Origin of the sequence: Pseudonocardia ailaonensis (assembly GCF_039531635.1) — a bacterium.
GTDB lineage: Bacteria > Actinomycetota > Actinomycetes > Mycobacteriales > Pseudonocardiaceae > Pseudonocardia > Pseudonocardia ailaonensis.
The window spans coordinates 370248-384329 of the sequence record NZ_BAAAQK010000009.1 but is presented as its reverse complement, the minus strand read 5'-3'; the positions used below and the strand labels follow the sequence as shown (position 1 = coordinate 384329).

Below are 14082 nucleotides of genomic sequence, written 5' to 3'. Positions count from 1 at the left end.
GGGTCGGCGGGACCGGGAACCTCAGAGTGACAGCGCCTCGAGCAGGGCGGCGGGCCGGTCGAGCGGCACGATGTGGCCGCAGTCCGGCACGACGAGACCGGTGAGGTCCTCGCACAACGGCCGGAGCTGCTGTTCGAGGGCCCGGCCGACGGGAGCGGCACCGATGGCGGTGGTCGGCACCGTCAGCCGGGTCCGGCTCGCCGCCTCGGCGAGCTGGGATCCGGTGCGGGGCAGGGCACGGTAGAACCCCAGGGTGCGGCCCAGCGCGCCGGGCCGGGCGTAGGCGCGGCCGAAGGCCTCCCGGACGTCGGGGCGAACACCCCGCCCCCGGGTCCCTTGGTCGTAGAACCAGCCGACGTACTCGGCCTCGTGGCCGGCCAGCACGGTCTCGGCGAGGCCGGGGACGGCATGGAAGCCGAACCACCACGGGGGACCACCCGCGAGGAAGTCCTCGGCGCCGGGGAGCGTGCCGAGCGTGCCCTCGACCAGCACGAGCCTGCGCACGAGGTCCGGGCGACGAAGGGCGAGCAGGAAGGCGACCGGCACGCCCGCGTCGAGCGCGACCACGGTGGCGGACTCGCCGCCGAGCAGGCCCTCGATGTCGGTGGCGAGGGTCCCGGCGTCGAGGCCCTCGCCCGACGCCTCGCTGTCCCCGAAGCCGCGCAGGTCCGGGGCCAGGACGCGATGGCCACCGGACAGCGGGCCGATGATCTCCGACCACACCCGCCAGGTGTGCGGGAAGCCGTGCAGGAGAACGACCGGCGGCCCGGCGCCCGCGGTGGCGACGTTCAGCTCGATCCCGTTCGTCCGCGTCCTTACCTGCTCGGTCACTGTTCCTCCCCTGGTCACGAATAGTGACCGGTGGGACGCTAGGCGGATGTCGGAGCTCGCGGAAGACGGCACCTCGACGTCAGGTGGTGAGGCCGGGGTAACCCGTGGCGGCCGCCGGGGCGACCTGTTCGATCCCACCTGCGCGACCCGGAAGCTGCTGGACCGCATCGGGACCAAGTGGACGTCGATGGTGGTCAAGGTCCTGGCCGCAGCCGGCGAGCTGCGGTTCACGGAGCTGCGCGGCCGGATCCCGGGCGTCTCGCAGAAGATGCTGTCCACGACGTTGCAGAACCTCGTGGCCGACGGTCTCGTCGCGCGCCGGGTCGAACACACCGTCCCGCCGCGGGTGTTCTACCGGCTCACCCCGCTCGGGGACTCGCTGGAGGTGCCGCTGGCGGCGCTGCGGGAGTGGGCCGAACGGCACATGCCGGAGGTCGACGCCGCCCGGGCGGACGTGAGGCGTGCGGCGGAGTCTTGACGGCGGGCCGCCCGCGCGACGTAGAGTCGGGGCACGGCCTTCGGGCCACCATCCAGAGCGGCCGAGAGACCTGGCTCAGTGACGCCGCAGCAACCCGCCGCCTCGCGGTGCGGGTGCTCATGCCGGGAGCGATGGGGGCGGGGATGAGGGTCGGCGCAGGGTCCGCGGCAGGGTGCTCCGTGGAGGGATTCGTCGGAGCACAGCGGCGCCATGTCGACCTGCTGCGCGTCGCCAGTGCCTGCTGTCCGGGCTGAGTCCCCGACCGCCTTTCCCCTTTCCTCGCGCGGCCCGCGTGCGCCCTCCTGTGCCCGGGCCCCTCTCCCGGAGGTCCCGCCGTGCCCGCAGTCCGTCCGCCGCTGTCCGTCCTCGATCTCTCCCCGGTGCCCGCCGGCGGGACGGCCGGGGACGGGCTGCGCAACTCGATCGATCTCGCGCAGGTCGCGGAGCGCGCCGGCTACCACCGGTACTGGGTGGCCGAGCACCACCTCAATCCCGGTGTGGCGTCGTCGTCCACGCCGGTGCTGGTGGCGTTGATCGCCGCGGCGACGGGTCGGATCCGGGTCGGATCCGGTGCGGTGCAGCTGCCGAACACGGCCCCGCTGTCGGTCGCCGAACAGTTCGGGACGGTGGGTGCGGTGTACCCGGGGCGGATCGACGTCGGGCTGGGCCGGTTCGACCTGCACAAGCTGCTCACGTTGATCCGTCAGGGACAGGCCGCCCCCGGAGCGGCGGCGCCGCCCCCGGCACCGCCCGCCCGCGTGGTCGACGGGTTGCTGATCCCGCCACCCGCCCGGTTCGTCGGGGATCTGTCGCTGTTCGGGACGTTCGGGGAGCTGCTGGGCTTCAGCGCGGACGACCTCCCGCCGGACTACCGCGCCCAGGTCCGGGACATCCTGTCCTACTTCGACGGCACCTCGACCCGTCCGGACGGGCGGCCGCTCGAGGTCACCCCGGCCCGGGGCGCCGACGTCGAGGTCCTGGTCCTGGGGGCCAGTGCCGGGGCGAGTGCGCAGGTGGCGGGGGAGCTGGGGCTGCCCTTCGCGGCGAACTACCACACCTCGCCGAGCGCGACGCTCGACGCGGTGGCGGCCTACCGGGCGGCGTTCAGGCCCGGCCGGGTCGCCGAGCCGCACGTGCTGGTGTCCGCGGACGTCGTCGTCGCGGACGACGACGAGCGGGCCCGGGAGCTCGCCGCCCCGTACGCACAGTGGGTCCTCGACATCCGCAGCGGCCGCGGCGCCCACCCGTACGTCACGCCGGAAGACGCTCTGGCCCGCGAGTGGACCGACCGGGAGCGGTCGGCGGTGCAGGACAGGGTCGACACCCAGTTCGTGGGCTCACCCACCACCGTCACCGAGCAGCTGAAGACCCTCGCCCGCGTCGCCGGCGCCGACGAGCTGGTCGTCACCACGATCACCACCGACCACACCGACCGGGTCCGCAGCTACGAGCTGTTGGCCAAGGCGTGGGGCGTCTGATGGCGCGCGACGGGATCTTCCTCGCCTACAACCTGCGGACCTACGGCAACCTGCCGTCGGCCTGGCTCTCCCCGCGGCTCACGCGGTTCGCCCTCTACGACCCGGCCTACTGGGCCGAGTTCGCACAGCTGGCCGAGGCCGGCCTGCTCGACGCGGTGTTCACCGGCGACGCCTCGCAGATCACCGACCCGACCAGCTCAGTGGCCGACGGGCTGGACCGCTTCACGGCCTGGACGGCGGCGATCGAGGCCACCGAGCACCTCGGGTTCCTGCTCACCGCGTCGACCACCTACAACGACCCGTTCCGGCTCGCGGAGCGGTTGCTCTCGCTCGACGTCCTCGTCGGCGGCCGGCTCGGGTGGAACGTGGTGACCTCGCACTCCGGTGCGGCCGCCGCCAACTTCGGGTTGCCCTCGCACCCGCCGCGCGACACCCGCTACGCCCGGGCCGAGGAGTTCGTGGGGATCGTCACGGACCTGTGGTCCGGTGCGGTGGTCGACCACGAGAGCGAGCAGTTCGTGGTGCACGGCCGGCTGGCGGTGCCGCCGTCGCGGCAGGGACGACCCCCGATCGTGCGGGCCAGCACGTCCGACGCCGGGCGGAGCCTGGCCGGCCGGTACGCCAACGGCGTGTTCGCGGCGGACCTGACGCGCTCCGGCGCGGTCGCGCACCGGGCCGCCTTCCGCGGCGACGCCCGGAGCTTCGGCCGCCCGCCGGAGCACCTGAACTACCTGTCCGGCCTGCGGCTCGTGCTCGGCAGCACCCAGGCCGAGGCGGAGGCGAAGATCGCCGACGTCTACGGCCAGTCCCCGGACCACACCGCCGAACAGGTCGCCTGGCTGAGCGGCCTGATCGACTTCGACGTGTCCACACTGGACCCGCAGGAGCCGCTGCCGCTGGAGCTGCTGGCCGAGCACCGCCTTGCCGAGCTGCCCGCGACCGAGACGGTGAGCCTCGGGTTCCGCGCGTCGGTCCACGGGTTCCTGCGCGAGAACGCCGGACTGCCGTTGGCGCAGCTGCTCGTCCGCAGCCGGTTCGTCGGATCCGGGCACTCGACCTTCGTGGGGACGCCCGAACAGCTGGCCGACCGCCTGGAGGACTGGTACAAGGCGGGCGCCGCGGACGGCTTCGTGCTCGCGCCGGACCTGACCCTGGAGACCCTGCAGGTGCTGGTCGACGAGCTGGTGCCGGCGTTGCAGCGCAAGGGGATCTACAAGCGCGAGTACACCTCGGACACCTTCGCGGGGCACCTCGGGCTGCCGCCGTTCGGGCGACCGGGGGACCTGCGGTTCGACGCGGACCCGGCCCGGCGGACCGCGGCCCGGGCGACCGTCCTCGCCCGGCGGGCCGACCCGCGGGCCGAGGATCCCGCCGCGCCGGCCCCCGCGGGGGTGGCGGCGCGGTTCACGGCGGCCGGGCCGATGAACCTCGTGGCGCTCACCGGGGAGGCCCTGTCCGAGGCCGTCGCCGACCCGAACCGGCTCCCCGCGGGCCCGGACGGGTACGTCCTGGGCCTCGACCGCGTGCTCGGGCCCGCGCCGGCGGCGGCGCTCGATCCCACCACGGCCGCCGCGGTGCTCGGCCTGCGCCGCCCGGACCTGGCATTCCTGCCTGTGGTGGCCGTCGAGCGCGAACACCCGTGGAACCTCGCGCGGACCGTGGCCAGCCTGGAGCACTGGCTGCGCGGGCGCACCGGCGTGGTCCTCGCCGGCCGGGACCGGCTGTCCGCCGCGGGCCGGCCGGGCGCCGAGGCGTGGGATCCCGGCCCCTTCGCCGCGCCCACCCCGGCGGGCCCGGCCACCACGGCGGAGGCCGCGCGGGTCCTGCGCGCCCTCTGGGCGTCGTACCCGCACTCCGCGCTGGTCGTCGACCGGGAGCGCCGCGTCTACGCCACCGGCGAGGGGATCGCGCCGATCGACCACGTCGGCGCCTACCGGGTGGCCGGTCCGGGCGCGGTGGCGTCCGGCGTCCACGGCCGGCCGGTCGTCGGGCAGGTGGTCGAGGACCCGGCCGAGCTGCTCGACGCGCAGGAGGCCGTCGACGTCGCCCTCGTGCCGGCCTCCCGGTTGCCCACCCTGCTCGGCCTGCTCGACCGCTTGCCCCCGCACCTCGCGTTCCTGGTGGTCGGCGGGCCGGCCCCGGCGCGGCACCGGTTCCTCGGGTCGGTCGCGACCCGGACCCGACTCACGGAGGAGACCGCGTGAAGTTCCTCGTCCTGATCGGCGGGCCGGCGCGAGAGGTCAGGTCCCGCAGTAGGTGACGTGTGCGGCCCCCGCCGGGCCCGGGAGGGTGAGGCGCTCGAGGCCGCGGCGCCCGGTGAAGGGCTCGCGGACCGCCGCCAGCAGGGCGCGGAACGGGGCGAGATCGCCCTGCTCGGCGGCGCCGAGGGCGGCGTCAGTGACGTGGTTGCGCGGGATGTAGAGGGGGTTGACGCGGTCCATGCCGGCTGCGACCGCCGCCCGGTCGGCGGGGAGCCGGGCCTCCCGGCGGGCCGCCCACGCGTCGAACGCCCGGCGGTCGAGGAAGAGGTCCCGGGCCGTCCCGGCGGCGAGGGCCCGGAAGAAGGTCGTGAAGTCGACTCCCTGGGCGTGCAGGAGTTCCATCAGGTCCGCGGCGAGCACGGGGTCCGGTGTGGACAGTCCGAGTTTGGCCGCCATGCCGGCGTTCCAGTGCCGCTCGTAGGTCCGCGGGTAGTCGGCGAGCACATCGTCCGCGGCCTCGCCGAGACCCAGGCTCTCGCCGAGCCGGGCGAGGTTCCACCGCAGGATCGCGGGCTGGCTGCCGTAGGCGTAGCGCCCCTTCGTGTCCAGCGAGCTGAAGACGGTGGCCGGGTCGACGGCGTCCATGAACGCGCAGGGCCCGAAGTCGATCGTCTCGCCCGAGAGCGTCGTGTTGTCCGTGCTCATCACCCCGTGCACGAACCCGACGAGCATCCAGCGGGCCACGAGCGAGGCCTGCGCGTCGACCACGTGGGAGAAGAGCTCGAGGGCGTCGGACGCGTCCGGGTGGTGCCGGGCGATCGCATGCGCGACGAGTGCCTGCAGCACAGCGGGATCGTCCAACCCGGCCGCGTACTGGACCGTGCCCACGCGCAGGTGGCTCCCGGCGACCCGGGCCAGCACGGCACCCGGGAGCGGGCGGTCCCGGGTGATCTCCACCCCCGTGGCGACGACGGCGAGCGCGCGGGTCGTCGGGATCCCGAGGGCGTGCATGGTCTCGCCCATCAGGTACTCGCGCAGCATCGGCCCGACGGCCGCCATGCCGTCGTAGCCCCGGGAGTACGGGGTGGGCCCGGTGCCCTTGAGGTGCAGGTCGCGGCGCCGCCCGCGGGTGTCGACCACCTCGCCGAGCAGCAGCGCCCGCCCGTCGCCCAGGCGCGGCTTGTAGACGCCCCACTGGTGGCCGGCATAGACCAGCGCGGTCGTGGTCATGCCGTCCGGCAGGCCGGTGCCCGTCAGCAGCGCCACCCCGGCGGGCTCGCGGAGCAGGTCGGGGTCGGCGCCCAGCTCGGCGGCGAGCTCCTCGTTGAGGACGAGCAGCCGCGGATCGGGGGCCGGCACCGCCTGCCAGGGCAGCGACAGGGCCGGCACGTCCCGGGCGTAGGTGGCGTCGAGGTCGAACGGGGCGCGGGAGGTCGTCACGAGGTGGGTCCTGCCGTCGGGAGGGGGCCGAACACGGTGACCGGCGGCGGATCGCCTCGGTAGGCCTCGATCTCGACCAGGCAGCTGTGCGCGCTCGGGCCCTGGGCGAGCGCGGAGGTGCCCCGGTCCGGGGTGAGGGTGTTGGCGTTGCCGTGCACGTCGAGGCCGCCGGGTCCGGACGGGTCGTACCAGGCACCCGTCGACAGGCGGACGACGCCCGGGCGGATCCGGTCCGACACGACGGCCCCGGCCAGGCACTCGCCGCGGGCGTTGTGCAGCCGCACCACCGCGCCGTCGACGATCCCGCGGGCCGCCGCGTCCGCGGGGTTGATCAGAACCGGCTCCCGGCCCGCGACCTTGCCGGCCCGCGAGTGGGAGCCGTTGTCGAACTGGGAGTGCAGCCGGCGGTCGGGCTGTCCGGAGATCAGGTGCAACGGGTAGGTGACCGCCCCGGGCGCGCCGAGCCATTCCACGGGTTCCAGCCAGGTCGGGTGGCCCGGGCAGTCCGGCAGGCCGAATCCCGCGATCCGCTCGGAGAAGATCTCGATCTTTCCGGACGGCGTGTGGAGCCGGTTGGCATCGGCGTGGTCGCGCAGCGCGGTGTACGGCGCGAGGGCGGGCGGTGGCTGGGGGAGGGCGACCGTGCCGATCTCGCGCAGCTCCGCCAGCGTCGGGAGCTCCGCGCCCAGCTCGGTGGCGTGCGCGCGCGTCTGTGCGTAGAGGTGCTCGATCCACTCCGCCTCGGTGCGTCCCTCGGTGAACTCGTCCGCGATGCCGAGCTCCGCCGCGAGCCCGGCCAGGATCGCGTGGTCGGTGCGGACCTCGGGCGGCGGTTCGGCCGCCCGCACCATCGCCGAGACGAACGGGTCCGCCGAGCCGGCCGCGAAGTCGTCGCGTTCGAGCCAGGTGGCCGCGGGGAACACGATGTCGGCGTGGCGGGCGAGCGCGTTGGCGAAGTGCTCGTGCACGATCACGGTCTCGGGCCGCTGCCAGGCCCGGACCAGCCGGTTCAGGTCCTGGTGATGGTGGAACGGGTTGCCGCCCACCCAGTACACGAGCCGGACGTCCGGATAGGTGAGCTGCGCGCCGTCGTACCGGAAGGGTTCGCCGGGGTGCAGGAGCATGTCCGCGATCCGGGCGACCGGGATGAACGCGTCGACCCCACGCCGCCCCTGGGGCAGCGCGGCCGGCCGGAACCGCGAGGGCTCCAGGCCGAGCTGGTGCAGCGCGCCCAGTGCCGCACCGAAGCCGCCGCCGGGGAGGCCGAGCGAGCCGCTGATCGCGGCGAGCGTCAGCGCCATCCACGGGGCCTGCTCGCCGTGGTCCGCGCGCTGCAGGGAGTAGGACGTGGTGATCACCGTGCGGCGCCCGCGCATCCGGCGGGCGAGGGCGGCGATGTCCGCGGCCGGCAGCCCGCTGATCGGGCCGGCCCACGCGGGCGTCTTGGGGACGCCGTCGGTGCGGCCGAGCAGGTAGGCCTCGAAGGTCTCCCAGCCGACCGTGCAGCGCCGCAGGAAGTCCTGGTCGTGCGCGCCCGCGGTGACGAGCTCGTGGGCGAGCGCGAGCATGATCGCGACGTCGGTGCCGGGCCGGGCGGGGAGCCGGGTGGCCTCCAGCGCGTCGTCGACGTCGTCGTGGAGCGGGGAGATCGACACGAACTCGGCGCCCTGGGCACGGGCCCACCGCTGGTCCGCCAGGTTCGTGTGCCGGCCGATCCCGCCGCCGTTGACCTGCGCGTTCCGGGCGGGGAGGCCGCCGAAGGCCAGTACCAGCGACCGCTGCTCGCCGATCTCGCGCCAGGTCGGGTTCGACGCCAATGCCGCCCCGTAGCCGCCGCCCACCCGGCGCAGGATCACCTGCATCGCCGCGGACGAGTACGACTCGACCGAGCGCGTGTAGCCGCCGAGCAGGTTGAGGAAACGGTGGATCTGCGACTGCGGATGGTGGAAGCGGCCTGCCGAGCCCCAGCCGTACGAACCGCCGAAGATCGCGGGGTTGCCGTGCTCGGCGATCGTGTCGCGCAGCGCCGACGCGGCCAGCGAGAGGGCGGTGTCCCAGTCGACCCGGACGTAGGGGTCGCGGCCGCGCGCCCCTCCGGCGGGCCCCGGCCCGCGCTCGAGATAACCGCGCCGCACGTACGGCGCGGTCAGCCGGGCCGGTGAGTCCAGAGTGGACGGGACCCCGAGGCCGATCGACGAGGGCTCGGGATCGGCCGGGTCGGGGCGCAGGCCCAGGATCCGCCGCCCGTCCGTCTCGGCGACGTACGTGCCGAAGTGGCTGGCGGTGGGGACCTCACGGCGGGTGGGGGACAGGGACTCGGGCATGGCGCGGTCGTCCTCGGGGCAGTGCCGGTGTGCGGGCGCGGATGCTCAGCGGCCCCGACACGCCGCGCTGGCGGTGCGCTTGAGGTCGACGTGGCGGCGCCCGACGAGATCACGCCCGATCACGTCCACCCCCGGCCGGCCACGGCCCCGCGCGGGCCACCTCCCGTCGATCGTGTGACGCGCCCCGCGGCCGGTCAAGCGGAACGCGACGGGTGTGGCGCCGCTCTCAGCGGGGCGTCGAGCGTCGGGACCGCGTCGAGGAGACTCTTCGTGTACGGGTGCTGCGGCCGCTCGAAGACGTCCTCGACGTCGCCCTGCTCGACGACCCGGCCGTGCTGCATCACCAGGACCTCGTCGCTCACGTGCCGGACGACACCGAGGTCGTGGGAGATGAAGACGTAGGCGATGCCGAGGGTGGCCTGCAGGTCCGCGAGGAGGTCGAGGATCTGCGCCTGCACCGACACGTCCAGGGCGGACACCGGCTCGTCGCACAGCACGACCCTCGGTTCGAGGGCCAGCGCACGGGCGATCGCGACGCGCTGGCGCTGCCCGCCGGAGAGCTGCCGGGGGTGGCGTTCGGCGAGGGCGGGATCGAGCCCCACCCGGCCGAGCAGCTCCGCCACCCGGCGCCGCCGCTCCGGGCGCGGGACGCCGGCGACCTGCAGGGGCTCGGCGACCGTGCGGCCGACCGTGTAGCGCGGGTCGAACGACGCCGCCGGATCCTGGTGGACAACCGGGAAGCGCTGGTGCAGTCTGCGCAGCTCGGCGGGGGAGTGGTCCGCCCAGGCCCGGCCGTCCACGCTGACCGTTCCCCCGTCCGGCCTGCCGTACCCGAACAGCAGGTGCCCGGTCGTCGTCTTGCCGGAGCCGGACTCGCCCACCACCCCGACGGTCCGCCCGGCCCGCACAGCGAGCGACACCCCGTCGACGGCGGTGAGTGAACCCCCGTCCGGCGTCGCGTAGACCTTTCGCAGGTCGTGGGCCTCGAGGACGACCTCCCCGCCGGACAGGACCGGCCGGGTCGGGGCCGGTGCCGCGTCGAGGCTCAGCCGGCTGCCGCGCGGGTGCGCCGACGGCACAGCCGCGATCAGCCGCCGGGTGTAGGCGTGCCGCGGGTCGCCCAGGACCTCCCGGCCCGGGCCGCTCTCCACCACCTCGCCGTCCTTCATCACCAGCACCCGGTCCGCGATCCGGGACACGACGGCGAGATCGTGGCTGATCAGGAGCAGGGCCATGCCCGCGTCCTTGCGCGCGGCCAGCAGGTCGAGCACCTGCGCCTGGACGGTGACGTCGAGGGCGGTCGTGGGCTCGTCGGCGACCAGGACGGCGGGATCGGCGGCAATGGCCGTCGCGATCAGGGCCCGCTGGCGCAGCCCGCCGGAGAGCTGGTGCGGGTACTGCTGCGCGCGGATCTCGGGATCGGGGACGCCGACGGCGGCGAGGAGCTCGTGAACCCGTTGTGGCCGTTGTGCCGGAGTCACGGTGCGGTGGGTCCGCAGGGCGTCGGTGATCTCGGCCGCCACTTTCCGGACCGGATCGAGCGAGCCGAGCGCGTCCTGCAGGACCAGGCCGACCTGCCCGCCGCGCACCTGACGCCAGCGGCGTTCGGTGAAGGCGCGGGCGTCCTCCCCGGCGATGTCGAGCCGACCGGCGTGAACGGTGCCGCCGATCCCGGCCAGCCCGAGCAGGCTGCGCGCGGTGACGCTCTTGCCCGATCCGGACTCGCCCACGATCGCGACGCACTCGCTGGCGGCCAGGGTGAACGACACGCCGTGGACCACCTCGCGGGCCGCGCGCCCGTGCCCGAACGTGACGCGCAGGTCGGTGACATCCAGCAAGGGGACCTCGAGTACCGGGGTCACGAGGCTCTCCGCCCGTCGAAGCGCAGCTGCAGATGGTGGCCGACCACGGTGATCGCCAGCACCGTCGCGGTGATCGCGATCCCGGGGAACACCGCGGACCACCAGGCGCGGGAGAAGTAGGCGGTGCTGACCGAGAGCATCAGGCCCCACTCCGCCGCGGGCTCCTGCGCACCGAGGCCGAGGTAGCTGAGCGAGGCCGCGGCGGCGATGGTCGAGCCGATGCCGAGGGTGGCCAGCACGGTCACCGGTCCCATCGCGTTGGGGACGACGTGCCGCAGGACGACCTGGGTCCGGGTCCAGCCGAGCCCGTGCGCGGCACGCACGAACTCGGCGTCGCGGAGCCGGATGACCTCACCGCGCACCAGCCGCGCATAGCCGGGCGTGGTGACGAGCGCGAGCCCGGCCACGGCTGGCCCGGTCCCCGATCCGAGGACGGCGACCGCCAGGAGCACCAGTAGCAGGCCCGGCACGGCGAGCACGATGTCGAGCAGCCGCGTGACGATCGCACTGCCGACCCGCCCACCCTTCGCGCCCAGGACGCCGAGGACCGTTCCCGCCAACAGCGCCAGCGCGGAGGAGAAGATCCCGATCAGCACCGACGGGCGCGCGCCCGCGACGATGCGCGCGAAGACGTCCCGCCCGTTCTGGTCCGTTCCCAGCCAGTGCCCGGCACCCGGTGGCTGCAGGATCTGGAGGGGATCGGCGGCGGTGGGGTCGATCGAGGTGAGCGCGCGGGGCGCGATCACGGCGACCGCCAGCAGCACCAGGAAGGCGACGCCGGTGAGCAGGGCCGGGCGGACCGGCCGGCGGGGAGCCCCGACCGGCACCGTAGGGGCGGTCACGTGCTCGCCCGCAGCCGGGGATCGAGGACGCCGTACAGCGCGTCGACCCCGATCCCGACGACGACGTAGGCCACCGCCGAGACCAGTACCAGCCCGGACACCAGGGGAAAGTCCTTCCCCTCGATCGCGGTCACGGTGAGCCGTCCGAGGCCCTGGCGGGCGAACACCGTCTCGGTGACGATCGCGCCGCCGATGAACGCCGCGACCAGCCAGCCGGCCAGCGTGACGACCGGCAGCAGCGCGTGGCGGACGGCATGCCGGGCGAGCACCGCCGTGCGGGTCAGCCCGCGTGCCCGTGCACTCGTCACGAAGGGTTCCTCCAGGGTCTTCTCCAGGGCGTGCCTCATGACCTGGCTGAGCATCGCGGCGGGTGCGACGGCGAGTGCCACGGCCGGCAGGACCAGGCCGCGCGGGCTGTCACTGCCGATCGCGGGGAACCAGCGCAGTGAGAAGGAGAACGCGACCAGCAGCAGGATGCCGAGCCAGAAGGGCGGCACCGCCACGCTGACCCGCTCCGCCCCGACCGCCGAGCCGCGCCACCAGCGGGAGCGGTGCGCCGTCGCGGCCGCCACCAGGACGGCCCCGCCGAAGGCGAGCCCGAGCCCCACCGCCACGAGTAGCAGAGTGGAGCCGAACTGCTCGCCGATCGCCTCGGCGACCTGCGTGCCCTGGCCGTAGGAATGGCCGAGGTCACCGCGGACCAGCCGGCCCAGGTACGACAGGTACTGGATCCACAGTGGCTGGTCGAGTCCGTACTCGGCCACGATCTGTGCGCGCACCTCCGGCGTCACCACGGACTGCCCGACGATGGCGTCCACCGTGGAGCCGGGCGTGAGGTGCAGCGCCAGGAACGTCAGCGTGACCGCGCCCCAGACGACGGCCAGGCCGCCGAGCAGCCGCCGGACCGCCGTCACTTGCCCTTCCAGGCGTCGTAGAAGGTCGGGTAGCCGTCCGGCGCGAAGCCGATCCCGTGCACGTCCGCCCGCGTGCCGACAGCGACCGTGGTGACGTACGCGGGGAACACGGCGGCCTGGTCGGCCACAGCCTGCTGCGCCTTGGCGTACGCCGCCACCTGCGCGGCCGGGTCCTTCGCGGCGAGCGCCGTGCTCAGGGCCTGGTCGAGCTGCGGGTCGGCGAGCCGCGAGGCGTTCGTGGCGAACTTGCCGCCGGTGGAGATGTTGTTGCTGCCGAACAGCGTGCCCAGGACGCTGGGCGAGGAGCCCGACCAGCTGAAGTCGAACAGGTCGTACTGGTTGTTCACGAAGGCTGCCAGGTAGGCGGGGTACTCGACGTTCTGCGTCTGCACGTCGATGCCGAGCTGCTTGGCGGCGGCCTGGACCTGGACGGCGAGCGTGGCGTTGGCGGCGGAGGCGCGGCTGGCGAGGAAGGGATGGACCAGGGTCAGCCGGGTGCCGTCCTTGGTACGGAAGCCCTCGGCGTCGCGGGTCGTCCAGCCCGCCTGGTCGAGCAGCCGGTTGGCCGCGTCGCGGTCGTAGGCGTAGGCGGCCGAGGACTGCTTGTCGTAGGCGAACGTGGTGGGGGACAACGGGCCCGAGGCCGCGTCGTAGACCCCGAAGAACAGCTGCTTCACCAGGGTGTTCCAGTCGATGCCGGCACGGAACGCCTTGCGCACGTTGACATCCGCGAACGGGCCGCGGCTGACGTTCGGGAAGTAGCTGTAGACCCCGCCGGGCGCGGTGAACTTCTCGAGGGCGAGCTGGGAGTTCGCGGAGATGTCCGCGACGTTGACCGGGGGGATGTCCGAGGCCACGTCGATCTGGCCGCTCGAGAGCGCGCCGACCCGTGAGGTGTCCTCGGGAACGACCGAGACGGTGATCCCGTCGAGATAGGCGGGCCCGGTGTGGGCGCTCGTGCCAGGACCCCACTGGTACGCGGGATTCTTGGTGTACGACAAGCCCTTCGCCGGGGTGTAGGCGCCGGCGGTGAAGGGCCCGCTGCCGACGATCTGCGTGCAGACCTCCGCGGGCGTGCGGGTCAGCGAGCCGGGGGCCTGGATGCCCAGCGCGGGCGTCGAGAGGTTGGTGAGGAGCGTGGAGTCGGGCCGCTTCAGGTCGATCTCGACGTGGCTCGCGTCGATCACCCTCGTGCCGGCGTATGCGGCGAGCAGGCTCGCCGCTGCCTGGGACTTGGTGGCCGGGGCGACGATGCGGTCCAGGTTGGTCTTCACCGCGGCCGCGTCGAGCTTCTCGCCGTTGGTGAACGCGACGTCCGGGCGGAGCGTGAAGGTGTACGCCGTGCCGTCGGGCGACACGGTCCACTCGGTGGCGAGCCACGGCTTCACGGTGCTGTCCGGGCCGAGGGCCACGAGCGAGTCGACGACCGGCCGGGCCAGCAGGCTGGTCAGCGAGGCCGGGCTCTGCTGCGGGTCGAGCGGGCAGGTGGCGTCCCGGTTCACCGCGAAGGCGAGAGTGCCGCCGGGGACCGGTGTGGCCCCGGCGTCGGTGCCGCCCGTGCCGGGGGCCGATCCGCAGGCGGCGAGGAGCAGGGCGCTGGACGCGGCGACCGCGGCGAACAGGCGGCGGGGCATGGGCGGGGCCTTTCTGCTTCAGGGGTGCGCCGAGTGGCGCTGCGGGGAGTGAACAGAGCAGGTCAGCGCCGCGCCAGC

General features: G+C 74.4%; 10 protein-coding genes and 1 riboswitch. Of the genes, 3 read left to right on the top strand and 7 right to left on the bottom strand.

Translation table 11 applies throughout. The features are described 5' to 3' along the window. Positions 1-21 precede the first annotated feature (21 nt). Positions 22-831: an alpha/beta fold hydrolase gene (locus tag ABD324_RS17670; RefSeq protein WP_344417984.1), complete on the bottom strand. Its 810-nt coding sequence runs from the start codon at positions 829-831 to the stop codon at positions 22-24. Positions 832-955: 124 nt separating this feature from the next. On the opposite strand from ABD324_RS17670, the gene ABD324_RS17665 reads away from it, so the two are divergent. From ABD324_RS17665 to ABD324_RS17655, 3 genes are all read left to right on the top strand, one after another. After that, the gene (locus tag ABD324_RS17665; protein ID WP_425565865.1) at positions 956-1309 is read left to right on the top strand and encodes a winged helix-turn-helix transcriptional regulator; all 354 of its coding nucleotides are present in this window, start codon (positions 956-958) and stop codon (positions 1307-1309) included. 45 nt (positions 1310-1354) lie between these two features. Continuing rightward, a riboswitch (SAM riboswitch) is annotated at positions 1355-1447 on the top strand. A 197-nt stretch (positions 1448-1644) separates the two neighbouring features. Further along, positions 1645-2787, top strand: a complete 1143-nt coding sequence (locus ABD324_RS17660; RefSeq protein ID WP_344417980.1) for an LLM class flavin-dependent oxidoreductase — start codon at positions 1645-1647, stop codon at positions 2785-2787. Continuing rightward, positions 2787-4991: an LLM class flavin-dependent oxidoreductase gene (locus ABD324_RS17655; RefSeq protein ID WP_344417978.1), complete on the top strand. Its 2205-nt coding sequence runs from the start codon at positions 2787-2789 to the stop codon at positions 4989-4991. Before ABD324_RS17660 ends, ABD324_RS17655 begins: the two co-directional genes overlap by 1 nt. A gap of 36 nt (positions 4992-5027) precedes the next feature. Here ABD324_RS17655 and ABD324_RS17650 read toward each other — a convergent pair whose 3' ends face one another. The 6 genes from ABD324_RS17650 to ABD324_RS17625 all read right to left on the bottom strand — a co-directional run bounded on the left by ABD324_RS17650 (position 5028) and on the right by ABD324_RS17625 (position 14004). Further along, the gene (locus ABD324_RS17650; protein ID WP_344417976.1) at positions 5028-6428 is read right to left on the bottom strand and encodes a protein adenylyltransferase SelO; all 1401 of its coding nucleotides are present in this window, start codon (positions 6426-6428) and stop codon (positions 5028-5030) included. Beyond that, positions 6425-8752: a molybdopterin-dependent oxidoreductase gene (locus ABD324_RS17645; protein WP_344417974.1), complete on the bottom strand. Its 2328-nt coding sequence runs from the start codon at positions 8750-8752 to the stop codon at positions 6425-6427. Before ABD324_RS17645 ends, ABD324_RS17650 begins: the two co-directional genes overlap by 4 nt. A gap of 194 nt (positions 8753-8946) precedes the next feature. Further along, complete coding sequence (locus ABD324_RS17640; protein WP_344417972.1) at positions 8947-10614, bottom strand: dipeptide ABC transporter ATP-binding protein; 1668 nt, start codon at positions 10612-10614, stop codon at positions 8947-8949. Continuing rightward, positions 10611-11456, bottom strand: a complete 846-nt coding sequence (locus ABD324_RS17635) for an ABC transporter permease (RefSeq protein WP_344417970.1) — start codon at positions 11454-11456, stop codon at positions 10611-10613. Before ABD324_RS17635 ends, ABD324_RS17640 begins: the two co-directional genes overlap by 4 nt. Next, positions 11453-12370 (bottom strand): ABC transporter permease, encoded by a 918-nt coding sequence (locus tag ABD324_RS17630; protein ID WP_344417968.1) that lies wholly within the window; start codon positions 12368-12370, stop codon positions 11453-11455. The genes ABD324_RS17635 and ABD324_RS17630 overlap by 4 nt, the downstream gene beginning before the upstream one ends. Continuing rightward, positions 12367-14004: an ABC transporter substrate-binding protein gene (locus ABD324_RS17625; protein WP_344417966.1), complete on the bottom strand. Its 1638-nt coding sequence runs from the start codon at positions 14002-14004 to the stop codon at positions 12367-12369. Before ABD324_RS17625 ends, ABD324_RS17630 begins: the two co-directional genes overlap by 4 nt. Positions 14005-14082 lie beyond the last annotated feature (78 nt).